21 protein-coding genes and 1 pseudogene are annotated in these 21,988 nt (G+C 64.7%); 13 read left to right on the top strand and 9 right to left on the bottom strand.

Annotation, left to right across the window (positions count from 1 at the left end):
- Window positions 1-38: 38 nt before the first annotated feature.
- The 7 genes from M1D43_RS11100 to M1D43_RS11130 all read right to left on the bottom strand — a co-directional run bounded on the left by M1D43_RS11100 (window position 39) and on the right by M1D43_RS11130 (window position 6,759).
- A complete protein-coding gene (locus M1D43_RS11100) occupies window positions 39-965 on the bottom strand; it encodes a carbohydrate kinase family protein (RefSeq protein ID WP_153313182.1) in 927 nt (308 codons plus the stop codon).
- Window positions 966-1,021: 56 nt separating this feature from the next.
- The gene (locus tag M1D43_RS11105) at window positions 1,022-1,720 is read right to left on the bottom strand and encodes an orotate phosphoribosyltransferase (RefSeq protein ID WP_003531496.1); all 699 of its coding nucleotides are present in this window, start codon (window positions 1,718-1,720) and stop codon (window positions 1,022-1,024) included.
- 17 nt (window positions 1,721-1,737) lie between these two features.
- Window positions 1,738-2,781 carry a dihydroorotase gene (gene pyrC / locus M1D43_RS11110; protein ID WP_003531498.1) on the bottom strand — a complete coding sequence of 348 codons (1,044 nt, stop codon included), beginning with the start codon at window positions 2,779-2,781 and terminating at the stop codon, window positions 1,738-1,740.
- A gap of 189 nt (window positions 2,782-2,970) precedes the next feature.
- The gene (locus M1D43_RS11115; RefSeq protein ID WP_498813960.1) at window positions 2,971-3,591 is read right to left on the bottom strand and encodes a nucleoside triphosphate hydrolase; all 621 of its coding nucleotides are present in this window, start codon (window positions 3,589-3,591) and stop codon (window positions 2,971-2,973) included.
- The gene (locus M1D43_RS11120; protein ID WP_003531508.1) at window positions 3,588-4,370 is read right to left on the bottom strand and encodes an ATP-binding cassette domain-containing protein; all 783 of its coding nucleotides are present in this window, start codon (window positions 4,368-4,370) and stop codon (window positions 3,588-3,590) included. The genes M1D43_RS11115 and M1D43_RS11120 overlap by 4 nt, the downstream gene beginning before the upstream one ends.
- The gene (locus tag M1D43_RS11125; protein ID WP_003531509.1) at window positions 4,370-5,452 is read right to left on the bottom strand and encodes an ABC transporter permease; all 1,083 of its coding nucleotides are present in this window, start codon (window positions 5,450-5,452) and stop codon (window positions 4,370-4,372) included. Before M1D43_RS11125 ends, M1D43_RS11120 begins: the two co-directional genes overlap by 1 nt.
- Before the next feature lie 281 nt (window positions 5,453-5,733).
- Entirely contained in the window at window positions 5,734-6,759 is a 1,026-nt protein-coding gene (locus M1D43_RS11130) for a sugar ABC transporter substrate-binding protein (RefSeq protein ID WP_153313184.1), read from the bottom strand.
- A 351-nt stretch (window positions 6,760-7,110) separates the two neighbouring features.
- On the opposite strand from M1D43_RS11130, the gene M1D43_RS11135 reads away from it, so the two are divergent.
- Together M1D43_RS11135 and M1D43_RS11140 are read left to right on the top strand one after the other, a co-directional pair.
- The gene (locus tag M1D43_RS11135; protein WP_153313185.1) at window positions 7,111-8,340 is read left to right on the top strand and encodes an ROK family transcriptional regulator; all 1,230 of its coding nucleotides are present in this window, start codon (window positions 7,111-7,113) and stop codon (window positions 8,338-8,340) included.
- A 4-nt stretch (window positions 8,341-8,344) separates the two neighbouring features.
- Window positions 8,345-8,773, top strand: a complete 429-nt coding sequence (locus M1D43_RS11140) for an RbsD/FucU family protein (RefSeq protein WP_010968602.1) — start codon at window positions 8,345-8,347, stop codon at window positions 8,771-8,773.
- 66 nt (window positions 8,774-8,839) lie between these two features.
- Here the strand turns inward: M1D43_RS11140 and M1D43_RS11145 are convergent, their stop codons facing one another.
- Complete coding sequence (locus M1D43_RS11145; RefSeq protein ID WP_003531515.1) at window positions 8,840-9,277, bottom strand: DoxX family protein; 438 nt, start codon at window positions 9,275-9,277, stop codon at window positions 8,840-8,842.
- Window positions 9,278-9,512: 235 nt separating this feature from the next.
- Here M1D43_RS11145 and M1D43_RS11150 point away from each other — a divergent pair, with 235 nt between their 5' ends.
- Together M1D43_RS11150 and cyaD1 are read left to right on the top strand one after the other, a co-directional pair.
- A complete protein-coding gene (locus M1D43_RS11150) occupies window positions 9,513-10,217 on the top strand; it encodes a Crp/Fnr family transcriptional regulator (RefSeq protein WP_003531516.1) in 705 nt (234 codons plus the stop codon).
- 61 nt (window positions 10,218-10,278) lie between these two features.
- Entirely contained in the window at window positions 10,279-12,150 is a 1,872-nt protein-coding gene (gene cyaD1, locus M1D43_RS11155; protein WP_153313186.1) for an adenylate cyclase CyaD1, read from the top strand.
- 227 nt (window positions 12,151-12,377) lie between these two features.
- On the opposite strand, the gene M1D43_RS11160 is transcribed toward cyaD1, so the two are convergent.
- Window positions 12,378-12,992 carry a FecR domain-containing protein gene (locus tag M1D43_RS11160; RefSeq protein ID WP_013843886.1) on the bottom strand — a complete coding sequence of 205 codons (615 nt, stop codon included), beginning with the start codon at window positions 12,990-12,992 and terminating at the stop codon, window positions 12,378-12,380.
- Between the two features lie 198 nt (window positions 12,993-13,190).
- On the opposite strand from M1D43_RS11160, the gene M1D43_RS11165 reads away from it, so the two are divergent.
- The 9 genes and pseudogenes from M1D43_RS11165 (at window position 13,191) to M1D43_RS11205 (ending at window position 21,957) form a co-directional block, all read left to right on the top strand.
- On the top strand, window positions 13,191-13,652 hold the full coding sequence (locus M1D43_RS11165; protein WP_127638423.1) for a sel1 repeat family protein: 462 nt from the start codon (window positions 13,191-13,193) through the stop codon (window positions 13,650-13,652).
- Between the two features lie 111 nt (window positions 13,653-13,763).
- Complete coding sequence (gene spdA / locus M1D43_RS11170; protein ID WP_013843885.1) at window positions 13,764-14,570, top strand: 2', 3'cyclic nucleotide phosphodiesterase SpdA; 807 nt, start codon at window positions 13,764-13,766, stop codon at window positions 14,568-14,570.
- A 58-nt stretch (window positions 14,571-14,628) separates the two neighbouring features.
- Window positions 14,629-14,943 carry a YkgJ family cysteine cluster protein gene (locus tag M1D43_RS11175; protein ID WP_003531524.1) on the top strand — a complete coding sequence of 105 codons (315 nt, stop codon included), beginning with the start codon at window positions 14,629-14,631 and terminating at the stop codon, window positions 14,941-14,943.
- 186 nt (window positions 14,944-15,129) lie between these two features.
- Window positions 15,130-18,831 (top strand): trifunctional transcriptional regulator/proline dehydrogenase/L-glutamate gamma-semialdehyde dehydrogenase, encoded by a 3,702-nt coding sequence (gene putA / locus M1D43_RS11180; RefSeq protein WP_153313187.1) that lies wholly within the window; start codon window positions 15,130-15,132, stop codon window positions 18,829-18,831.
- 252 nt (window positions 18,832-19,083) lie between these two features.
- Window positions 19,084-19,668, top strand: coding sequence for an IMPACT family protein (locus M1D43_RS11185; protein WP_028009704.1), 585 nt, complete (start codon window positions 19,084-19,086; stop codon window positions 19,666-19,668).
- Window positions 19,669-19,757: 89 nt separating this feature from the next.
- Window positions 19,758-20,744: an aldo/keto reductase gene (locus M1D43_RS11190; protein WP_153313189.1), complete on the top strand. Its 987-nt coding sequence runs from the start codon at window positions 19,758-19,760 to the stop codon at window positions 20,742-20,744.
- Window positions 20,745-20,766: 22 nt separating this feature from the next.
- Complete coding sequence (locus tag M1D43_RS11195; RefSeq protein WP_003531532.1) at window positions 20,767-21,198, top strand: DUF1810 domain-containing protein; 432 nt, start codon at window positions 20,767-20,769, stop codon at window positions 21,196-21,198.
- A gap of 514 nt (window positions 21,199-21,712) precedes the next feature.
- Window positions 21,713-21,802: pseudogene (locus M1D43_RS11200) on the top strand (isoprenylcysteine carboxylmethyltransferase family protein); the annotation flags it as partial.
- A 23-nt stretch (window positions 21,803-21,825) separates the two neighbouring features.
- Window positions 21,826-21,957, top strand: a complete 132-nt coding sequence (locus tag M1D43_RS11205) for a hypothetical protein (RefSeq protein WP_272950213.1) — start codon at window positions 21,826-21,828, stop codon at window positions 21,955-21,957.
- Window positions 21,958-21,988 lie beyond the last annotated feature (31 nt).

Raw genomic sequence — 21,988 nt, forward strand, 5'->3', positions numbered from 1 at the left:
CTGCGTGGACCCGCCGATACGGCGTAGTCGCACCAACGTCAGAGCCCGAGTTCGTGTCGCCAGGGCGGATTGGCGCCTGCGCGCGAAACAGTGACGGCCGCAGCCTTCGCTCCGAGCGTCAGGGCCTGGCGGATCGCCTCGTCGGTCAGGCTTGCCACCCTCTCCTTGGTCAGGAGGTTGTTGAACTTCAGCGAGGCCAGCACCCCGGCGTCGAAAGTGTCGCCCGCGCCGACCGTATCGACGACCTCGACCCGTTCGCTCGCGACCTCGACCTTGTGGCCGTTCGTATAACCGACGGCGCCGTCCGCGCCGCGGGTGATCAGCACCAGTTTCGGGCCGCGCTTCAGCCATTCGGCTGCGAGCGCGTCGTGGCTGCCCTCCATGCCGAACCAGGCGAGGTCCTCGTCGGAGAACTTGACGATATCCGACATGGCCGCCATTCGGTTCATGCGTCCGACATGCGCCTCCCGGTCTTTGATGAAGCCGGGGCGGATATTCGGATCGAAGGAGATCACCCGTTTTTCGTGCTCCCGCGCCATCAGCGCCTCATAGGTGGAGCCGCAGGGCTCGGGAATGAGGCTGATCGCGCCGAAATGCAGCGCCTCGCAGAAATCTCCGAGCGCCGGAAGGTGCTCCGCAGTGATCATCCGCCCGGCCGTGTTCTCGTCGAAGAAGGCGTAACTCGCATGCCCGTCGACGAGCTTCACGAAGGCGAGCGTCGTGTGCAGCGGCAGCGTGGCGCAGGGAGCGAAATCGACATTCGCGGCCTTGAGCGTCGCGCGCAGGATGTCTCCGAACATATCGTCCGAAAGGCCGGTGAAAAAGCCTGTGGGGACGCCGAGCCGGCCGAGCGCGACGGCCGTGTTGAAGATCGCGCCGCCCGCATAGGGCGCAAAGGCGCTCTCGCCCGCCGTCGTCTCCCGCGGCAGCATGTCGATCAGGGCCTCTCCGCAGCAAACGATCATGTCCATTCCTCCCCAAACATATTCAATCGATCCGCCAAATCGCACCAGGCCCTTCGTTACTGGACCGCGAGCGCGCTGACGCCCCCGTTTCGGCCCGACCAGTCGAGCGGAGCATTGAGGAAGGCTTCGACCTCGTTCAGTGTCTTCTCGTCGAACAGCGCCAGTTCGCGCGCGACGGCAAGCACGTTGCGCCAGGTGGCGATGTAGTGCAGGTCGACGCCCTTCGACTTCATGTTGCCGCGCGCCTCCGGGAAGATGTCGTAGTAGAAGAGGGCGATGCCGTGCTCGACCACGCCGCCGGCCGCGCGGATCGCATCGATGAACTTGAACATCGAGCCGCCGGCGGTCGTCAGATCCTCGATGACAAGGACACGCGCACCCTCAGGCATATGGCCCTCTATCTGGGCGTTGCGGCCGTGCCCCTTCGGCGCCTTGCGCACATAGATCATCGGCAGGCCAAGACGCTCGGCAAGCATTGCCGCGAAGGGAATACCGGCGGTCTCGCCGCCGGCCACCACGTCGAACTGCTCGAAACCGGCTTCGCGGAGGATCGTGGCGGCAGCGAAATCCATGACCGCCGAGCGGATGCGCGGATAGGAGATCAGCTTGCGGCAGTCGATATAGACCGGGCTCGCCATGCCGGAGGCGAGCCTGTAGGGCTCGTCGGCGCGAAAATGCACGGCCTTGATTTCCCAGAGCATCTTCGCGACCAGCTCGGCCATCAGGGCCTTGTCGGTGAATGCGTTCGAAAACATGAACTCTCCTTCGGCTATCAGGCCTGTGTCACGGCCCAGTGGAGCGGGAACATCGGGTCGAAAACCGTGACCGGACCGGCTTCGGTCTCGATCCTGGCAGGGTAGCTGACCGGCTCCTCCTGCTTGCGCAGCGTGATCGTCTCCTCGTTTGCCGGCAGGCCGTACCAGGCGGGGCCGTTCAGCGAGGTGAAGGCTTCCAGCCGGTCGAGCGCACCCTCTTCCTCGAAGACGTGAGCGAGGCAGCTCAAGGTGTTGATCGATGTGTAGATGCCGGCACAGCCGCAGGCGCACTCCTTGAGCGGGTCGACATGCGGGGCAGAGTCCGTGCCCAGGAAGAAGCGGACGTCGCCCGAGATCGCCGCCTGGCGAAGCGCCAGCCGATGCGCCTCGCGCTTCGCCACCGGCAGACAGTAGTAATGCGGCTTGATGCCGCCGACGAGGATGGCGTTGCGGTTGATGATCAGGTGATGGGTGGTGATGGAGCCGGCAAGATTGGCCGCATGCTCGCGGATGTAGTCGACGCCGTCCTTCGTCGTCACATGCTCCATGGTGATCCTGAGATCGGGCAGGCGCCGGCGGAGCGGGTCGAGAACGGTTTCGATGAAGACCGCCTCGCGGTCGAAAATGTCGACCTCGGCCGTCGTCACCTCGCCATGGACGCAGAGCGGCAGGCCGATCTCGGCCATGCGCTCGAGCACCGGCATGGCCTTGTCGATATCGCGGACGCCGCTCGACGAATTGGTTGTGGCGCCGGCCGGATAGAGCTTGACGGCCTTGACGAGACCGCTCCTGAACCCGGCTTCCACATCTCCCGGATCGGTGCCCTCGGTAAGATACAGCGTCATCAGCGGCTCGAACCGGTCCCCTGCGGGAATGGCGGCGAGGATGCGCTCGCGATAGGCGGCCGCATCGGCGGAGGTCACCACGGGCGGCACCAGATTGGGCATGATGATGGCGCGCGCGAAATGGCGGCTCGTATCGGCAATCACGCCGCGCAGCATGCCGCCGTCGCGCAGGTGAAGATGCCAATCATCAGGGCGGCGTATAACGAGGTCTTGCATATCAGCGTTCTCCCGATGCTCGCGCCCGATCCGCGCGGCCGGCATCAGGGCGTACCGGTGCGCTCGAAGGGCGGCAACTCATGTGGTGAAACCGCGCCTCGATAACACCATTGCGCCGCCGAAGACAATGGCCATTCGAAAGCTCACCGCAGTCCGCGGCCGGAAACTGCGGGACGAATGCCGAGCACTCTAAAAGTCCCTGATCACGACATCCGCCGGCCTGCGGCTGTCGACGACCCGGCGGGCATTGGGTATGTCGTTGCCATAGGCCTTGCTGCGCGCCGCGTCTTCGTCATAGCCGTGGTCGTACCAGCGCTGCAGGAGCCGCCGCTCGAGCACCTCCAGACCCGGATCGATGAAGATCGAATAATCGAAAGCGCCGTCGAGGCCGTTCCAGGGCGCTTCGTCGAGCAGCAGGTAGTTGCCCTCGGCAAGCACGATACGCGTCTCGGGCGCGATGATCCTCGCCGAGGCAATCGCCAGTTCCCGGGAGCGGTCGAAGACCGGGACGAGAACCTCGCCGTCATCGGCGCGGACGGCGGAAAGCGTTGCGAGAAAGGATCGGACGTCGAAGGTCTCGGGTGCCCCCTTGCGGGCAAGCAGCCCTTTTTCCTCGAGAACGGCATTGTCCATGTGAAACCCGTCCATGGGCAACACCGCCGCCTTTTCGCCCGCCTGCGTGATCGCCTCCGCAAGCGTTTCGGAAAGCGTAGACTTACCGGCGCCGGGCGGACCGGCGATGGCGACGATGAAGCGGCCGGAATTGACCGCCCGCTTCAGGATTTCATCCGCAAGGGATTTGACGCTCATGCCGCGATCGCCTCGCGCGGCGGCTCCTTCGCACCGGTCATGAAGGCCACCGCATCGGACATGGTGTAATCCTTGGGATTGATGACGCAGAGGCGGCGGCCGAGACGATGGATGTGGATCCGGTCCGCGACTTCGAAGACATGCGGCATGTTGTGCGAGATCAGCACGATCGGCAAGCCGCGGCGACGCACGTCGAGGATCAGCTCCAGCACGCGCCGGCTTTCCTTCACCCCGAGCGCCGCCGTCGGCTCGTCCATGATGACGACCTTGGAACCGAAGGCGGCGGCGCGCGCCACCGCAACGCCCTGGCGTTGTCCGCCGGAGAGCGTCTCGACCGCCTGGTTGATGTTCTGGATGGTCATCAGACCGAGCTCGGAGAGCTTCGCCCGCGCCTGCTTTTCCATGGCGGCGCGGTCGAGCGAGCGGAACCACTTGCCCATGATGCCCGGCTTGCGGATCTCCCGGCCGAGGAACATGTTGTCGGCGATCGAGAGTGCCGGCGACAGGGCGAGGTTCTGATAGACCGTTTCGATGCCGGCTTGCCTCGCCTCCATCGGCGAGCGGAACTGGATGGGCTTGCCTTCCAGCCGGATCTCGCCTTCGTCCGGCGTGACGGCGCCCGATATCGCCTTGATCATCGAGGACTTGCCGGCGCCGTTGTCGCCGATCACGGCCAGGATTTCGCCGGGATAGAGGTCGAAATCGGCGCGGTCGAGGGCGGTCACGCGGCCATAGCGCTTGACGAGGCCGCGAGCGGTGAGAATGGGTTCCTGTGCCATCAGGCTGCTACCTTTCTGATCCACTGGTCGATTGCAACGGCGATGATGATCAGCAAGCCGATCAGGAGATAGGTCCATTGCGGGTCGGTGCCCATGAGGCGCAGGCCGAGCGAGAAGACGCCGACGATCAGCGCGCCGAAGAGCATGCCCATGATGGAGCCGCGGCCGCCGAAGAGCGAGATGCCGCCGATCACCACGGCAGTGATCGATTCGATATTCGCAAACTGGCCCGCTGTCGGGGAGACGGAGCCGATGCGGCCGATGAGGGCCCAGCCGGCAAGGGCGCAGATGAGGCCGGAGAGCGTATAGATGGAGATGAGCATGCGCGTGACGTTGACGCCGGCGAGCTTGGCAGCCTCGGGGTCGTCGCCGACGGCATAGACATAGCGCCCCCAGGCGGTGCGGTTCAGGACATACCAAAGAAGGCAGACGAGGAGCACCATCACCACGACGCCGTAGGTGAAGACGGCATTGCCGATGCGGAAGTTCTGGCCGAAGAACTGCAGGATCGAGGCATTCGCGGAGATGTCCTGAGCCCGGATCGTCTCATTGGCGGAATAGAGGAAGTTGGAGGCGAGCACGATCTGCCACATGCCGAGCGTGACGATAAAGGGCGGCAGCTTCATGCGCGCGACGAGCGTTCCGTTGATGTAGCCGCAAAGCGCCCCCACCCCAAGGCCGCAGATGACGGAGAGCGCCGGCGGGAAGCCGTAGCGGAAGGTGAACTGCCCCATGATGACGGACGAGAGCACCATGATGGCGCCGACCGAAAGATCGATACCGGCGGTCAGGATCACGAGCGTCTGAGCGGCACCGACGATGCCGACGATTGCCACCTGCTGCAGGATCAGCGTCATGGTGAAGGCGGAAAAGAACTTGCCGCCGAGAATGACCCCGAAGGCGATCAGCGAAAGGACCAGCACGATCAGCGGCACCGCGGCCGGGCTCGAATGCAGGAAGTGCTGCAGCTTCTGAAGCAGCGTCTTATCATGCGCGTCGAATGACGCTACGTCCGTCGAACTGTCGGCCAGGACCTTTTCGAATTCCTGGGATGGCTGTGCGGCTGTGTTTGTTTCGCCCATGGGGACTCCTCCCGTGAACCCCGCTCAAGAAGGGGGTGCATTGCTGCAGGATGCGCGGCCCACCGGTCGAAGCGGCGAGCCTCAGAACGCTCCACGAAATCCGGCCTGCGCCGCGATCGGTTCTGAGAAGCCAGAGCGGAACGCGGGCAAGAAGCACCTCGCGCCTTCCTCGCCCCGCCCTGAAAATTGCGCAGGTTTTCGATGCCTTGTCAAAGACCTCGGCACTTGCGGGAAGGGCGGCCGGGGCCGCCCTTCCCTTCAACGCCTGTGTGCGCGGCCGATCAGCCCCAGCACTTCTCCATGCCGGTCTTGGTATCGATCGACTCGACGCCGGATACCGGCTTGTCGGTGACGAGCGAAACGCCGGTGTCGACGAAGTCCTTGCCTTCGGTCGGCGTAGGCTTCTCGCCCGTATCGGCGAACTTCTTGATCGCCTCGATGCCGAGCGCCGCCATCATCAGCGGATACTGCTGCGACGTCGCGCCGATCACGCCCTCGGCGACATTCTTGACGCCCGGGCAGCCGCCGTCGACGGACACGATCAGCACGTCCTTCTCGCGGCCGACGGACTTCAGCGCCTCATAGGCGCCGGCGGCGGCCGGCTCGTTGATCGTGTGGACGACGTTGATGGTCGGGTCCTTCTGGAGGAGGTTCTCCATCGCGGTCCGGCCGCCCTCTTCGTTGCCGTTGGTGATGTCATGGCCGACGATGCGAGGATCATCCTCGTCGCCGATCTTGTTCGGGTCCTTGGGGTCGATGCCGAAACCGATCATGAAGCCCTGGTCGCGCAGCACGTCGACGGAGGGCTGCGACGGCGTCAGGTCGAGGAAGGCCACCTTGGCTTCCTTGGCGGCATCGCCTAGCGTTGCGGCCGCCCACTGGCCGATGAGTTTGCCGGCAAGCAGATTGTCCGTCGCAAAAGTGGCGTCGGCGGCATCGAGGGGTTCGAGCGGCGTGTCGAGCGCGATGACCAGAAGACCCGCATCCCGCGCCTTCTGGACCTGCGGCACGATACCCTGGGTATCGGAGGCGGCAATCAGGATACCCTTGGCGCTATCGGCGATGCAGGTCTCGATCGCAGCGACCTGGCTCTCGGAATCCCCGTCGATCTTGCCGGCATAGGACTTCAGGGTGACGCCCAGTTCCTTGGCCTTGGCGGCCGCGCCTTCCTTCATTTTCACGAAGAAGGGATTGGTGTCGGTTTTGGTGATGAGGCATGCCGACACCTCGGCTGCCTGCGAGGGCGATGCGAAAGCCACGCCCATGGCGAGCGCGCCGAATGCGGCAGAAAGAACTGTCTTCTTCATTAAATCCTCCCAAGGATGAAAAATGCCGGCGCGCCGGCTTCAGGACCCGCTGCAGCATTCTCCTCAGCTGCAGACGGCGCTTCCGATGGTCAATCAAGCATCAAAAATCGACCATGTCAATAAATAAATCAAATTGAATTATTATTTCGTTGTGGCATTCTGCACGTGGTATCGCTTCGGTCCGAGCGGGAGGATTTGGGCATCGACGATCGTGGGCCGGATGCGGACAGCCCCACGCGAAGCGAGCGGGTGCCGTGATCGGAGTGCGATCGCGGTAAAGCTTTAAGGTACTGCATGGCCGTACCCGGATCGGGGAGGAACCGTACGGTACCAATGGGAGGAAACGGTGGCATGTCACTGACAGATGGCCCCTATGCGGGGCCGCCCCAGCCGGATGTGGTCGACCCGAGCGGCGGGGCCAATCAAACGCGCGTGCGCGCCTATAACGAACGGCTGGTCATGTCGCTGGTGCGCCGTCACGGCAGCTTGTCCAAGGCCGAGATCGCGCGCCGATCCGGTCTATCGGCGCAGACCGCCTCCGTCATCATGCGGTCGCTCGAAGCCGACGGGCTGCTCGTCCGCGGCGCGCCGGTGCGCGGCCGGGTTGGACAGCCCTCCATCCCCATGCGGCTCAATCCGGATGCGGTCTATTCCTTCGGCGTGAAGATCGGCCGGCGCAGCGCCGATCTGGTGCTGATGGATTTTCTCGGCACCATCCGGCTGCACCTGCATCAGATCCATACCTATCCGCTGCCCGAGGAGATCGTCAGCTTCATCGTCGGGGGCATCGGCAAGCTCGAGGGACAGCTTGGCCCCGGCGAGCGCGGCCGCATTGCCGGCGTCGGCATCGCCACGCCGTTCGAGTTGTGGAACTGGTCGGAGGAAGTCGGCGCGCCGCGCGAAGAGATGGACAGGTGGCGCAATTTCGACCTGCAGGCGGCGGTCGCCTCGCGCATCCGGCATCCGGTCTTCCTTCAGAACGACGGAACCAGCGCCTGCGGTGCCGAACTCGCCTTTGGTGTGGGCGCCAGTTATCCCGATTTCGTCTATTTCTATATCGGCTCCTTTATCGGCGGCGGCGTCGTGATCAACTCCGCCCTCTTTTCCGGACGAACCGGCACCGCCGGCGCCGTCGGCCCGCTGCCTGTCGCCGGCAAGGACGGCAAGTCGACGCAGTTGCTGAAAATCGCGTCGGTCTTCGTCCTGGAAAAGCTCCTGCGCGAACGCGGCATCGACCCGGAGCCGCTCTGGTACTCCGCCGACGACTGGATCGATTTCGGCGAGCCGCTCGAAATATGGATCCAGGATGCGGCGGCAGCGCTTGCGCAAGCCGTCGTCTCCGCGGTTTCCGTCGTCGATTTTTCGGCGGCCGTGATCGACGGCGGCTTTCCGCCCTGGGTGCGTGCGCGCCTTCTTGCCGCGACGCGAAAGGCCCTCCAGACGCTCGACCTGCAGGGCGTCACGGTTCCTGACCTCGTCGAAGGCACCGTCGGCAGCCACGCCCGCGCGATCGGCGGCGCAAGCCTGCCGCTCTTCTCCCGCTATCTGCTGGACACCAATGTCCTCTTCAAGGAGCTTTAAGCCGTTGCTGAAAGGAATAAGCCCCATTCTGAGCCCGGAGCTTCTCTCCACATTGAGAGCGATGGGGCACGGCGACGAGATTGCGCTCGTCGACGGAAACTATCCCGGGCTGGAGCACGCGCGCCGGCTCATCCGGTTGGACGGACACCCGCTTGTCCCCGTGCTCGACGCCGTATTGAGCATCCTGCCGATCGACGATTTCGTGCCGGAGGCGATCTTCCGGGCAACCGTGAAACAGGACCGCGATGCGCTCGACCCGGTGCATCGGGACATCATTGCCTGCTGTCGGAAACACGAGCCGGCACAGCCGGTCGTTCCTTTGCTCGGAGCCGATTTCTATCAGCGGGTGAAGGCGGCCCATGCGGTGGTGCAGACCAGCGAACCGCGGCTATACGGCAACGTCATCCTGCGCAAGGGCGTCATCTACCCTTGAGATCGTGACGCAACAAAGAACCCGCCGGCAAGCCGGCGGGTTCTGCTTCGATCGGCAATGCTTGGGTCAGGCAGCAACGGCCCTTCCGGTGCGGGCATCGAGCGAAAGCGCGCCCGGGCCGAAGCCTGCCAGCACCAGGAAGGCGCCGGCGATCGTGACGTTCTTCATCATCATGATCTGGTTGAAGACCGTCAGCAGACCGTTTGCAGCCGGCGGGAAGTCCGGGACGTTGATTGCGCCGCTATGGAAGACGAAAGCGGTGACCACGCAGAAGGCGGCGAGCAGATAGGATGCGATACGGGTCTGAAACCCGACGAGGATCGCAAGACCGGCAACGAGTTCGAAGAGACCGGCGAGATAGGCGAGCGCCGTTGCGGCAGGCCAACCGGCACCGGTGATCATACCGGCCGTCGCCGACGGGTCGGTGAGCTTGCCGAAGCCGGAGGTTATGAAGATGATCGAGAGAAGAATGCGCCCGATGAGCACGATGACATTCTGGGACATGCGCGAGGCTCCTGTTGGGAAACGTGTTGGCAGCAGAGATAACAAGCTTTTCGAAATCCTCTAGCCGCCCGCCCGGCGACAGATCGTTCACAATCTAGAGACGGAATCGATTCGTCGTCAACTGATGCCTTGCCGCTTTGGCCTCGGTCGGCCAAACAAGCGCTTTTCTGTTGCAAGATGAGGCGACAGAGTCAAAACTCCCCGACGCGTAAAGGGGAACGCAGGGGTAATCGCAATGGCTGAAGTCATCCGGAGTTCCGCCTTCTGGCGGTCCTTCCCTATATTCGAAGAGTTCGACAGCGAAACCTTGTGCGAGCTATCGGGCATCGCCAGCTACCGGAAATGGTCCGCGGGCACGGTCATCTTCCAACGCGGCGACCAGGGCGACTACATGATCGTGGTGGTTTCCGGACGCATCAAGCTTTCGCTGTTCACGCCGCAAGGCCGCGAACTCATGTTGCGGCAGCACGAGGCAGGGGCGCTGTTCGGCGAGATGGCGCTGCTCGACGGACAGCCGCGATCGGCGGATGCGACCGCCGTCACCGCCGCCGAGGGCTATGTGATCGGCAAGAAGGATTTCCTCGCCCTCATCACGCAGAGGCCGAAGACCGCCGAGGCGGTGATCCGCTTCCTCTGCGCGCAATTGCGCGACACGACGGACCGGTTGGAAACCATCGCGCTCTATGATCTCAACGCCCGCGTCGCCCGCTTCTTCCTGGCGACGCTCCGCCAGATCCACGGTAGCGAGATGCCACAAAGCGCCAATCTCCGGCTGACGCTCAGCCAGACGGACATCGCCTCGATCCTCGGAGCGAGCCGGCCGAAGGTGAACCGCGCGATCCTGTCGCTGGAGGAGAGCGGTGCGATCAAGCGCGCCGACGGCATCATCTGCTGCAATGTGGGTCGCCTGCTGAGCATCGCCGATCCGGAGGAGGATTGATGCCGCTTGCCCAAAAGCGGGCGGTTTCAAAGACTTGGAGCGGTTGAGCGTAAGGCCGAGGATGCATCACCGCATAACCCCGCTTTCCGGAGGGATCATCGCCAGCCTCGCCGCGGCGCTGCTGCTCTATCTCTATGCCGGAACCATCCTCGACACCCAGCGTGAACTCTTTTTCGACAGTCTCACCCAATGGGTCCCCTCGCCGAGGTCGCCGGACATCATCGTCGTCGACGTCGATCGTAAGGCCTATGAAGCGCATGGCGGCAGCTGGGACAGGGCCGCAACCGCCGATCTGATCTCACACCTGGCCGCGGCCGGGCCGAAGACGATCGCCGTCGATTTCGTTTTCAGTTCCGCCTGCGACCCGGCTTCGCCCGCAAACGCCGCGCTCGCTGCGGCGATCGGCAGAGCCCCGGTGGCCCTCGGCTTCTTGGCGGCCGACCGCGTTCTCGAACGGCCGCGCCCCGTGCCGCCTCTGGCCCTCAGGCGCCAGCTGGCCGTCCCCGCGCAGTGGTTTATTGAAGGTGCGGAGACCTCCTGCCCGGCATTCATGGACCGGGCGAAGGCCGCGACGGCCGCTTTTCTCGTCGGCGACGAGGATGCGCGGGTCCGGCGTGTTCAGGCTTACGCCATACTCGGCAACGATGCCTACCCGGCGCTCGGCATCGAAGCGGGGCGGCTTGCCGCCGACAGCAGCACGCCCGTTCTCGGCGGAGAACCCGCCTGGCTGAGGCTCGATCACGCGATCATCCCTCTCGACGAGAGCGGCAACCTGCGTTTCCCCGCAAGTTCCGAGGAGGCGATCGCCGCCCGCACGATCTCTGCCGCCGACATCCTCGCCGGTCGCCTGGAGAAAAGCCGTCTGGCGGGAAGGCTCGTCTTGATCGGCAGCAGCATGCCGAGCCTTGGCGGCCTTCGGCCCACCGCCTCCATGCCGCTCCAGCCATCGGTTCAGATCCACGCGGATATCGCCAATGCGATCATGACGGGGTTCGTGCCTTACCGTGGCAGCAATCTGCCATTGATCGAGGCGGTCTTCGCCTTCGCAGCGGGAGTCGCTGCAGCCTATGCAGCAACCAGGCTTCGCCCGATGGCATCCCTTATGTTGGGCGCTGCGGCGGTGCTCGCAACAATCGCCTTTGCCGGTGCGATCTATGCCTCCACCGGTTGGCTCTTCGACGCGGTCGGCACATCCTTGGCACTGGCTGCGGTCCTCGTCGTCACCAGCGCATTGCAGCTCGCGCGCACGCGGCGCGCAGAGGCGATCGCCCGGCGGAAATTCTCGCAATATCTGCCGCAGTCCGTGGTGGCGCGCTACATAGACGAGCCCGATCGCGGGCGCATGGCCGGTGAGGAACGCCCGGTGACGGCGCTTTTCACCGATATCGAGGGTTTCTCGACAGTTTCGCAAAAGCTTGGTCCCCGCGAACTCGTGGCCCTGCTCGACGTCTATTTCGCCGAGGTGAACGCGCTCGTCTCCGGGCATGGCGGCATGGTCGACAAGGTCGTCGGCGATGCCGTCCATGCTCTCTTCAACGCGCCCGAGGACCTGCCCGGCCACGTAGACAAGGCGATCGGCTGCGCCGCGGCGATCCATGCTCTGACCGAGGAGATGCGCAGACGTCCGCAATTTGCCGAACACGGTTTCGGCAGGACCCGCATCGGCATTGAAACCGGGCCGGCGGTACTGGGAGAGGTGGGCGCCGGCGGGAAGCTCGACTACACCGCCCATGGCGATGCGGTGAACCTCGCCGCTCGCCTTCAGGAGGCGAACAAGTTCCTCGGCACCGCCATCTGCATCGGCCCGGCGGCGGCTGCGCAGTCGAAGGCGGCGCTCAGATCCCTTGGCCGGCATGACATCAGGGGCTTCGGATCGATGGAGCTATTTACGGTAGCGGGCGATGGGCTGAACAAGCACCTTGGAGCGGAATGAGGGAACGCCGCCCCTCATCCCGCTGCCGCGACCTTCTCCCCGCAAGCGGGGCGAAGGAGACCCCGCGGCACCCGCTCAAATCCCCTCTCCTCTTGTGGACCGCAGCGTGAGAGGGAGCGAGCGTGCGCTGCTTGCCCCTTCGCCCCGCCTGCGGGGAGAAGGTGCCGGCAGGCGGATGAGGGGCACACATCGACAGCAACCGCATCGCGGGATGCCGGCTATCGTCCCTACCTCAACCCGACGCTCGCATAGGCCTGACGAATTCGCGCCTGACCCCAGCGCGTCGGTTCGCTGGGCGCAGCGCCCGGGCGGCTGATATCCACGCCCTGGCCGGCCGCAACTGTTCGTGTAACGCCGCCGCCCTGAACGGATACCACGCCATGTTCCACGAACACCGCGAAAGCCGCTCGGCTCGGGCCGCAGAAGAATTTCGTTCCCCGAACGCCGATCATGCCGAAGGCGGTGCGCACCGCGACGTCCGTCTTGGGCAAGCCTTCGGGCCGGTCGAAGACCATCCGGCCGAGGCCCAGCTCCAGGGTTCCGCCCTGGCCGGCGATGTAGCTGTCGATCAGGAGTTCCGTTTGCGGCCCCAGCAGGATACGCGTTTCGCTGAGCGCGAGATCGGCGAAGCTGTTGCTGCTCGTCAGGACATAGTCCTTGTCGAGAACCGCGCCGCCGATCGCCAGCCGTTCCTCGTCCCCGCCCTGCCGGCGGCGGACATTGCCGCGGATTTTCGCAGCCTTGCCCACGACCGGAGCTGCTGCCGTCGAACGGCCGCCCGATACGGTGGCAAGCAGCAGGCCGCCAAGAAAGATCCGTCTCCTCATCTCGAACTGCCGCATCGGCTTCTCCGCTGCGTTTCGCAGCGCTCCCTGTTCGGCCTCCGGCTCCTTACGAGGATAGACCGAGGCGTGCCCGATGCAAGACGCATCTTGGGGGCTGCTTCAACTCACCGTTTCATCGCCTTCACCGCTGTTTCCCGCGGAACAGATGCCGGGTCGGGGCGGCCCTAGGATGGTGTCGGTAAGAGGGAGAGCACCATGAAGAAACACGTTGGATCGAGCCTGTATCACCTGCTCGCGGCCGCCGTGGTCTTGCCTCTGGTCGCGACCGCGCCTTCCGCGGCGCGTGCAGGCGATCTCACCGCCGCCGAGCAATGCGACCGCGAGGCCGGTAGCGAATTCGATCTCGAACGCAACAGGGCTTTCCCCGCCGTTGCGACGGAGGACATCCGCATCGGGGTGGCACTTTCCGCCTGTCGGGAAGCCTATAATCAGAACGGCGGCGCCCGGACGCAGTTCCAGCTCGCGCGCGTTCTCGACAGGGCTGGACAGAAGCTGCAGTCGGCACGAATTCTCGCCGAAGCCGCTGGGAATGGCCATGCTCTGGCAATGGCCAGCTATGCCGATCTCCTTGCCGAGCGCGGCATGGCCGGTACGTCCTCCGGCGATTTGCTGACGGCCCGGCGCTTCGCGCAGGCGACCACGGACGGATTGCAGTGATGAGGGCGGCGGACCGGTCTTCCGCATAGGTCCGACCCGCCCGAAAATGCCGCTTGACGCCTGCGAGCAGGCGCAGGAGCGTGACCCGCGAGACATCAACGCGGGACGCACATGACGAAGCTCATCATTTTCTCCGACCTCCACATGGTGCCCGAAGGCGAGACGATCATCGGGCTGGACCCGTACCGGCGGCTCGCAAACGGCATCGCCCACGTCAACCGCTACCATGCGGATGCCGACCGGGTGATCTTCGCCGGCGATCTGACGCATCGGGCGGACCGCGCTTCCTACGAGCGGCTGAAGGCGCTTCTCGGCGAACTCACCCCACCGGCGGCGCTCATGATCGGCAATCACGACCGGCGCGATGTGTTTCTCGACGTCTTCGCGGAAGCGGCGACCGACGCAAACGGCTTCGTCCAGCAGGTGCTCGATTTCGCCGATTGCCGCGCGATCCTGCTCGATACGCTGTTTGCACCGCCCTACGACTATCCGGTGAGTCACGCCGGCCACCTATGCGACAGGCGCCTTGCCTGGCTCGACCGGCAACTCGAAGAGGCCGGCGGCCGGCCGGCGCTGATCTTCATGCACCACCCGCCGCATATCAGCGGCTTTGCCGGCATCGATATGATCCGCCTCGTCAACGAAGACGACTTCTACGCCCTGGTGAAGCGGCACGGAAATGTTCGTCATATCTTCGCCGGCCATGTCCACCGCACCATCAGCGGCTCCAGTCGCGGCATTCCCTTCTCGATCTTCAAAAGTCCGGTGCACCAGCAGCCTATGCCCTTCGACACCGCGGACGCGTCCCTTTCGGTGGACGAGCCGGCGGCCTATGGCATAGCGCTGGTGACCGGCGACGGCGTGCTCGTGCATACGGAAGACTACGAGATAGCAAGGCGCGACGCGGTGGGAGCGTGACCTTCCGGCGCAAGAGGCAGGCATTCCGGCGCCACCCGCTTCGTGATAGGCTGGCGCCATGAGCCAATCCGTTCCCGCCCATCAGAATTTCGACTGCCAGAGCTGCGGCGCCTGCTGCGCCTATTCGGCCGACTGGCCGCGCTTTTCGCTGGAGACGGAGGAGGAGCTCGAGCGCATTCCGGCAGACTATGTGGCTGCGGATCTCGGCGGCATGCGCTGCGAGAGCGGCCGCTGCACGGCGCTTGAAGGCAAGCTCGGCCGTTCCGTCGCCTGCAAGGTCTACGACATACGCCCCATCGTCTGTCGCACCTGCATGCCGGGGGACGACGAGTGCCTGATGGCGCGGGAGCAACTTTTCGGGGCGGCATGCTGACCTATGATCATCCGGAACATTCGCTTGCGCTCCGTATAGTTCTCCTTTTGTCCGGCCTGTCGCGGAGAAACATTCGGCCATAAGGCTAATTTGCCGGATGGATGTTCGGCGATGGCACGCGTATTTTCTGCCACGACATCAGGGCGTCGAAAGCGCCCGCTACCGTTCCGTGGAGGACAGCGTTCAATGAGCCCGAACCCGCTTCAGAAATCTGCGATCGACGCCGCACCTGCGCCCTTCGCCGACTTCGCACCGCCAGTCCGGCCGCAAAGCACGCTGCGCCGGGCGATCACGGCCGCTTACCGCCGCCCGGAAACGGAATGCCTGCCGCCTCTCGTCGAGGCGGCCACGCAATCGAAGGAAATACGGGACGCCGCCGCAAGCACCGCCCGCAAGCTGATCGAGGCGCTGCGCGGCAAGCATAGTGGCTCCGGCGTCGAGGGACTGGTGCAGGAATATTCGCTTTCGAGCCAGGAAGGCGTGGCACTCATGTGCCTTGCGGAAGCGCTGCTGCGCATTCCCGATACGGCGACGCGCGACGCGCTGATCCGCGACAAGATTGCCGACGGCAACTGGAAATCGCATCTCGGCGGCAGCCGTTCGCTCTTCGTCAATGCCGCGACCTGGGGACTTGTGGTCACCGGCAAGCTGACCTCGACGGTCAACGACCGCAGCCTCGCGGCGGCGCTCACGCGTCTCATCTCGCGTTGCGGCGAGCCGGTGATCCGGCGCGGCGTCGACATGGCCATGCGGATGATGGGCGAACAGTTCGTCACCGGCGAGACGATCCGCGAAGCGCTGAAACGTTCTAAGGAGCTCGAGGAGAAAGGCTTCAGCTACTCCTACGACATGCTCGGCGAAGCGGCGACCACGGCCGCCGACGCCGAACGCTATTACAAGGACTATGAGAGCGCCATTCACGCAATCGGCAAAGCCTCCGCCGGCCGCGGCATCTATGAGGGCCCGGGCATCTCCATCAAGCTCTCGGCGCTGCATCCCCGCTATAGCCGCGTGCAAGCCGCGCGCGTCATAGGCGAATTGCTGCCGAAGGTGAAGGCGCTCGCTCTCCTCGCCAAGAATTACGATATCGGCCTCAACATCGACGCCGAGGAAGCCGACCGGCTGGAACTGTCGCTCGATCTTCTCGAGGAGCTCTGCCTCGACCGCGATCTCTCCGGCTGGAACGGCATGGGCTTCGTCGTGCAGGCCTATGGCAAACGCTGCCCCTTCGTTCTCGACTTCATCATCGATCTTGCCCGGCGCTCCGGCCGGCGCATCATGGTGCGGCTGGTGAAGGGTGCCTATTGGGATGCCGAGATCAAGCGGGCGCAGCTCGACGGGCTCGCGGATTTCCCGGTATTCACGCGCAAGATCCACACCGACGTCTCCTATATCGCCTGCGCAGCCAAGCTGCTTGCCGCAACCGATGTGGTCTTCCCGCAATTCGCGACACACAATGCCCAGACGCTCGCCGCCATCTACCACATGGCCGGCAAGGACTTTCACGTGGGCAAATACGAATTCCAGTGCCTGCACGGCATGGGCGAGCCGCTTTATGAAGAGGTCGTCGGCCGCGGCAAGCTCGATCGCCCCTGCCGCATCTATGCGCCTGTCGGCACCCATGAGACGCTGCTTGCCTATCTGGTCCGGCGCCTCCTCGAAAACGGCGCCAACTCCTCCTTCGTGCATCGCATCAACGACCCGAAGGTTTCGGTCGACGAACTGATCGCCGACCCCGTCGAAGTTGTCCGCGCCATGCCGGTCGTCGGCGCCAAGCACGACAGGATCGCCTTGCCGGCCGAACTCTTCGGCGATGCGCGGACCAATTCCGCCGGGCTCGATCTTTCCAACGAGGAAACGCTTGCGTCGCTTACGGAAGCGCTGAGGGAAAGCGCGGCAATGAAGTGGACCGCCCTGCCGCAGCTCGCAACCGGCCCCGCTGCCGGCGAGACGCGGACGGTTCTGAACCCCGGCGACCATCGTGACGTCGTCGGCTCGGTGACCGAGACCTCGGAAGAGGACGCACGGCGCGCCGTGCGCCTTGCCGCCGACGCGGCGCCGGATTGGGCGGCCGTGCCGCCCTCCGAGCGGGCCGCCTGCCTCGACCGCGCCGCCGAGCTGATGCAGGCCCGCATGCCCACGCTTCTCGGGCTGATCATCCGCGAGGCAGGCAAATCGGCGCTGAACGCCATTGCCGAGGTGCGCGAGGCGATCGATTTCCTGCGCTACTATGCCGAACAGACGCGCCGCACGCTCGGCCCCGGCCACGGGCCGCTCGGCCCGATCGTCTGCATCAGCCCATGGAATTTCCCGCTGGCAATCTTCACCGGGCAGATCGCCGCCGCGCTCGTCGCCGGCAATCCCGTGCTCGCCAAACCCGCGGAAGAGACGCCGCTGATCGCCGCCGAGGGCGTGCGCATCCTGCATGAGGCCGGCATTCCGGCAAGCGCGCTGCAGCTTCTTCCGGGCGACGGACGCGTCGGTGCGGCGCTGGTCGCCGCAGCCGAGACCGCGGGCGTGATGTTCACCGGATCGACGGAAGTCGCGCGGCTGATCCAGGCACAGCTTGCCGACCGCCTTTCGCCCGCCGGCCGGCCGATCCCGCTGATCGCCGAAACCGGAGGCCAGAATGCGATGATCGTCGACTCCTCGGCTCTTGCCGAGCAGGTGGTCGGCGACGTGATCACCTCCGCCTTCGACAGTGCCGGCCAGCGCTGCTCGGCACTGCGTGTGCTGTGCCTGCAGGAGGATGTGGCCGACCGCATCCTGACGATGCTGAAGGGCGCGCTGCACGAATTGCATATCGGCCGCACCGATCGTCTTTCCGTGGATGTCGGCCCGGTCATCACGTCAGAGGCGAAGGACAACATCGAGAAGCACATAGAGCGGATGCGCGGGCTCGGCCGCAAGGTCGAGCAGATCGGGCTCGCCTCGGAGACCGGAGTGGGCACCTTCGTGCCGCCGACGATCATCGAACTCGAGAAGCTTTCCGATCTTCGACGCGAGGTCTTCGGGCCGGTGCTGCACGTCATCCGCTACCGGCGCGACGATCTCGACCGGCTGGTGGACGACGTCAACGCCACCGGCTACGGGCTGACCTTCGGGCTCCACACGCGCCTCGACGAGACGATCGCGCATGTGACGAGCCGTATCAAGGCGGGCAACCTCTACATCAACCGCAACATCATCGGCGCGGTCGTGGGCGTCCAGCCCTTCGGCGGCCGCGGTCTTTCCGGTACCGGTCCCAAGGCCGGCGGTCCGCTTTATCTCGGCCGCCTGGTTACGACCGCACCGGTGCCGCCGCAGCACAGCTCGGTGCACACGGACCCGGTCCTTCTCGACTTCGCCAAATGGCTCGACGGCAAAGGCGCGCGCGCGGAGGCCGAAGCGGCCCGCAACGCCGGCAGCAGCTCGGCACTTGGCCTGGATCTGGAACTCCCCGGCCCCGTCGGCGAACGCAATCTCTATACGCTCCATGCGCGCGGCCGCATCCTCCTCGTGCCGGCGACGGAGAGCGGTCTATACCACCAGCTCGCCGCTGCGCTCGCGACCGGCAACAGCGTCGCGATCGATGCCGCCTCCGGTCTGCAGGCTTCGCTGAAGAACCTGCCGCAGACCGTCGGCCTGCGTGTCTCCTGGTCCAAGGACTGGGCCGCCGACGGCCCGTTCGCCGGTGCGCTGGTCGAAGGTGACGCCGAGCGCATCCGCGCGGTCAACAAGGCTATCGCCGCCCTGCCCGGCCCGCTGCTGCTCGTGCAGGCCGCATCGAGCGAGGAGATCGCCCGCAACCCGGACGCCTATTGCCTGAACTGGCTCGTGGAAGAGGTTTCCGCCTCGATCAACACGGCTGCAGCCGGCGGCAATGCCAGCCTGATGGCGATCGGCTGAGCGCGCCGATTGAACAAAGGGCTGCCCCCTCTCCTCGGGTTTAACCCGAGGACTAACCCTCTCCCCGCAGGCAGGGAGAGGGAACGAGTAGGCCGCGCGCGTTCGATAAAATGGTGCGCTGGAGGGCGCCGCGTGTCCCTTCTCCCCGCCTGCGGGGAGAAGGTCGCGGCAGCGGGTTGAGGGGCAGACGCCGGCTGCCCCCTTGGCCTAACGATCGGGAATCCGCTATCAAGCTCGAAACGGACAAAGCGGATGTTCACGCTCCAACGCATCGAGACCTCGACTCAGGAAATCAAGAAGAGCCGCTTCCTGGCGATTGCCGGGCCCATCGAGGACGAACTGTCGGCCAAAACCTTCATTGCCGCCCGCTCGGATCCTGCGGCCAACCACAATTGCTGGGCCTGGCGGGCCGGCCAGAGCTATCGCTTCAGCGACGACGGCGAGCCAAGCGGGACGGCGGGCAAGCCGATCCTTGCAGCGATCGACGGTCAGTCGCTGGATCGCGTCGCCGTGGTCGTGACACGCTGGTTCGGCGGCGTCCTGCTCGGCAGCGGCGGACTGGTCCGTGCCTATGGCGGCACTGCGGCGCTTTGCCTGCGGGCGGCGGAAAAGATCGAGCTCATCGAACGACAGCGTGCCGAGATCGCCTGCGACTTCGCCGATCTCGCGCTCATCAAGGCGCGGCTGACGGCGCGCGGCGTTTCGATCGCCTCCGAGACCTTCACCGGCACCGGCGCAGTGCTGTCGGCCGAGATACGGCAAGACGCGGTGGACGACGTGCTCACCCTCGTGAGCGATCTCACTCGCGGCAAGGCGCTGGTGACACTCTGCGACTGAGGGGAGCTTTCATCTGCGCCACTATCGTCATAGTTATGCGGACGACACGGAGCTGAGGTTCCGGCATCAAGATGGAGAGGATACATTCGATGAAAACAAGGATCTTGGGACGAACGGGCGCCACGATTTCGGAGATCGGTTTCGGCGCCTGGCAGATCGGCGGCTCCTGGGGCGACGTCAGCGAGGAGGATGGCAAGCGCGCGCTCAATGCCGCCCTCGACAGCGGCATCACCTTCATCGACACGGCGGACGTCTATGGCGACGGGCGTTCCGAAAAAATCATCGCCGCGGTGCTGCAGGAACGGGGCGGAGAGAAACCATTCGTCGCCACGAAGGCGGGCCGCCGGCTCAATCCGCACCTGGCGGAGGGCTATACGGGCGCCAATATCGAGGCCTTCATCGACCGCAGCCTCGCAAATCTCGGCGTCGAAACGCTTGATCTCGTCCAACTCCACTGCCCACCGACGGAGGCCTACTACCGGCCCGAGGTCTTCGGCGCGCTCGACCGGCTGGTGACCATGGGCAAGATCCGCCATTACGGCGTCTCGGTCGAGAAAGTCGAAGAGGCCCTGAAGGCTATCGAATATCCAGGCGTCGCCACGGTCCAGATCATCTACAACATCTTCCGCCAGCGGCCGCAGGACCTATTCTTCGCCGAGGCGAAAAAGAAGGATGTCGGCGTCATCGTGCGCGTACCGCTCGCCTCCGGCCTTCTTTCGGGCAAGATCGGCAAGGACACCGTCTTTGCCGCCGACGACCATCGCAACTTCAACCGTCACGGCGAAGCCTTCGACGTCGGGGAGACCTTTGCCGGCGTGCCGTTCGACGTGGCGCTGCAGGCGGTCGACGAGCTTCGCACGCTGGCGCCCGCCAATGTGCCGATGGCGCAATTCGCCTTGCGCTGGATCCTCGCGCAGGACGCGGTTTCCGTCGTCATTCCCGGCGCCCGCAACGCCGCGCAGGCGCAATCGAACGCCGCCGCCAGCGCCCTTGCGCCGATCGACGGCGCGACGCTCGCGGCAATCGCAGCGCTTTACGAGCGGCTCATCAAGGTTCATGTTCATCAGCGCTGGTGACAGATGAACCGGTGAGAGGCTGATGACGAGGGAGGCATTCGATCTCGAACGCTTCGTCGCGGCGCAGGAAGGCATCTATCCGGCCGCGCTCGCGGAGCTGCGCGCGGGCGCCAAGCGGACGCATTGGATGTGGTTCATCTTTCCGCAGATCGCGGGCCTCGGCCATTCGCCGACGGCGCAACATTATGCGCTGTCGGGCCTTGGCGAGGCGCAGGCCTATCTCGCACACCGGGTCCTCGGCCGGCGCATTCTCGAATGCACGGAAGCGGTCAATGGGGTCGGGGGGCGCAGCGCTCTTGAGATCTTCGGTCGGCCGGACGATCTGAAGTTCTGCTCATCGATGACGCTCTTCGAAGCGGCGGCGCCTGATGTCGACACCTTCACCCGGGCGCTCGACCGTTACTGCGCCGGCGTTCGGGACCCGAGGACGATCGAGATTCTCGGCAAGAGCTGAACCGCGCTCAAAAGGACGCGGCCGCTCCCTGCGACAGGACGAGCAGGAACAGCACCGCACAGACCGTCAGGCCGGCGATGATGAGCATCAGTTCCTTCATCATATAGCGATACATCGCGTCCCTCCTTTGCGGACGGCGAGTGCTGCTCCAGCACCGCACGTCCTATTCGGCGTGCAAAGGTCGCTGTCGCGCTTCGCATTGCTGCATTCTTTGATCCTTGAACCGGTCAGGGCCCAAGCGAAGATGCAGCGGGTCTAATATGGGAATCCGGTTATGCGGCTTTAAGTTCCGCGCAAAGCACAAGAGTGTGAACGCTTCAGGCAAGCGCCGATGAAGCCTCGCAGGCACGCGCCGTTTAATCCCACCTCACCCGCCTGAAATGAGAGTTGCGAGCGCTGACCGAAACACTATCTCAGGAGTTCGTCGCGCCGGGACGCGGGCGGAAAGCCGCATAGAGTTTCCGTCCCGCGCTAAAAGCGCCCTTCATCGCACAAACCATGCAGGAGCTTGCTCATGCTTGTCAGGCTGACCGTACAGACGATCGTCTGGTTCGGGTTCATCGGAGCCGTCCTCTTCCTCTCGGCCGGAACGCTCGCCTGGCCGACGGACTGAGGGGAGCGTTGCCCGTGTTGCGGATGAAGAATGCGAACTGGCCGACCGAAGCCGGCGCCATGAAAACGGTCTGGTCGGAAACCACCTCGATGGCTTTCACCGAATTGACGCGGGTGACCACGACATTGGTCGATACGGACTCGTAGATGCCGAGTTCGGTATTGAAATACGAGACGA

The organism is Ensifer sp. R1-3 (assembly GCF_056739175.1).

What these genes read in the sequence shown, in the direction of transcription:
- M1D43_RS11190 (WP_153313189.1), top strand. Translation starts at nt 19,758, where the DNA reads ATGAAAACAAGGATCTTGGGACGAACGGGCGCCACGATTTCGGAGATC.
- M1D43_RS11145 (WP_003531515.1), bottom strand. Translation starts at nt 9,277, where the DNA reads ATGTCCCAGAATGTCATCGTGCTCATCGGGCGCATTCTTCTCTCGATC.
- putA (WP_153313187.1), top strand. Translation starts at nt 15,130, where the DNA reads ATGAGCCCGAACCCGCTTCAGAAATCTGCGATCGACGCCGCACCTGCG.
- spdA (WP_013843885.1), top strand. Translation starts at nt 13,764, where the DNA reads ATGACGAAGCTCATCATTTTCTCCGACCTCCACATGGTGCCCGAAGGC.
- M1D43_RS11130 (WP_153313184.1), bottom strand. Translation starts at nt 6,759, where the DNA reads ATGAAGAAGACAGTTCTTTCTGCCGCATTCGGCGCGCTCGCCATGGGC.
- M1D43_RS11160 (WP_013843886.1), bottom strand. Translation starts at nt 12,992, where the DNA reads ATGCGGCAGTTCGAGATGAGGAGACGGATCTTTCTTGGCGGCCTGCTG.
- M1D43_RS11175 (WP_003531524.1), top strand. Translation starts at nt 14,629, where the DNA reads ATGAGCCAATCCGTTCCCGCCCATCAGAATTTCGACTGCCAGAGCTGC.
- M1D43_RS11150 (WP_003531516.1), top strand. Translation starts at nt 9,513, where the DNA reads ATGGCTGAAGTCATCCGGAGTTCCGCCTTCTGGCGGTCCTTCCCTATA.
- M1D43_RS11135 (WP_153313185.1), top strand. Translation starts at nt 7,111, where the DNA reads ATGTCACTGACAGATGGCCCCTATGCGGGGCCGCCCCAGCCGGATGTG.
- M1D43_RS11105 (WP_003531496.1), bottom strand. Translation starts at nt 1,720, where the DNA reads ATGTTTTCGAACGCATTCACCGACAAGGCCCTGATGGCCGAGCTGGTC.
- cyaD1 (WP_153313186.1), top strand. Translation starts at nt 10,279, where the DNA reads ATGCATCACCGCATAACCCCGCTTTCCGGAGGGATCATCGCCAGCCTC.
- M1D43_RS11165 (WP_127638423.1), top strand. Translation starts at nt 13,191, where the DNA reads ATGAAGAAACACGTTGGATCGAGCCTGTATCACCTGCTCGCGGCCGCC.
- M1D43_RS11185 (WP_028009704.1), top strand. Translation starts at nt 19,084, where the DNA reads ATGTTCACGCTCCAACGCATCGAGACCTCGACTCAGGAAATCAAGAAG.
- M1D43_RS11115 (WP_498813960.1), bottom strand. Translation starts at nt 3,591, where the DNA reads ATGAGCGTCAAATCCCTTGCGGATGAAATCCTGAAGCGGGCGGTCAAT.
- M1D43_RS11125 (WP_003531509.1), bottom strand. Translation starts at nt 5,452, where the DNA reads ATGGGCGAAACAAACACAGCCGCACAGCCATCCCAGGAATTCGAAAAG.
- M1D43_RS11100 (WP_153313182.1), bottom strand. Translation starts at nt 965, where the DNA reads ATGATCGTTTGCTGCGGAGAGGCCCTGATCGACATGCTGCCGCGGGAG.
- M1D43_RS11195 (WP_003531532.1), top strand. Translation starts at nt 20,767, where the DNA reads ATGACGAGGGAGGCATTCGATCTCGAACGCTTCGTCGCGGCGCAGGAA.
- M1D43_RS11120 (WP_003531508.1), bottom strand. Translation starts at nt 4,370, where the DNA reads ATGGCACAGGAACCCATTCTCACCGCTCGCGGCCTCGTCAAGCGCTAT.
- pyrC (WP_003531498.1), bottom strand. Translation starts at nt 2,781, where the DNA reads ATGCAAGACCTCGTTATACGCCGCCCTGATGATTGGCATCTTCACCTG.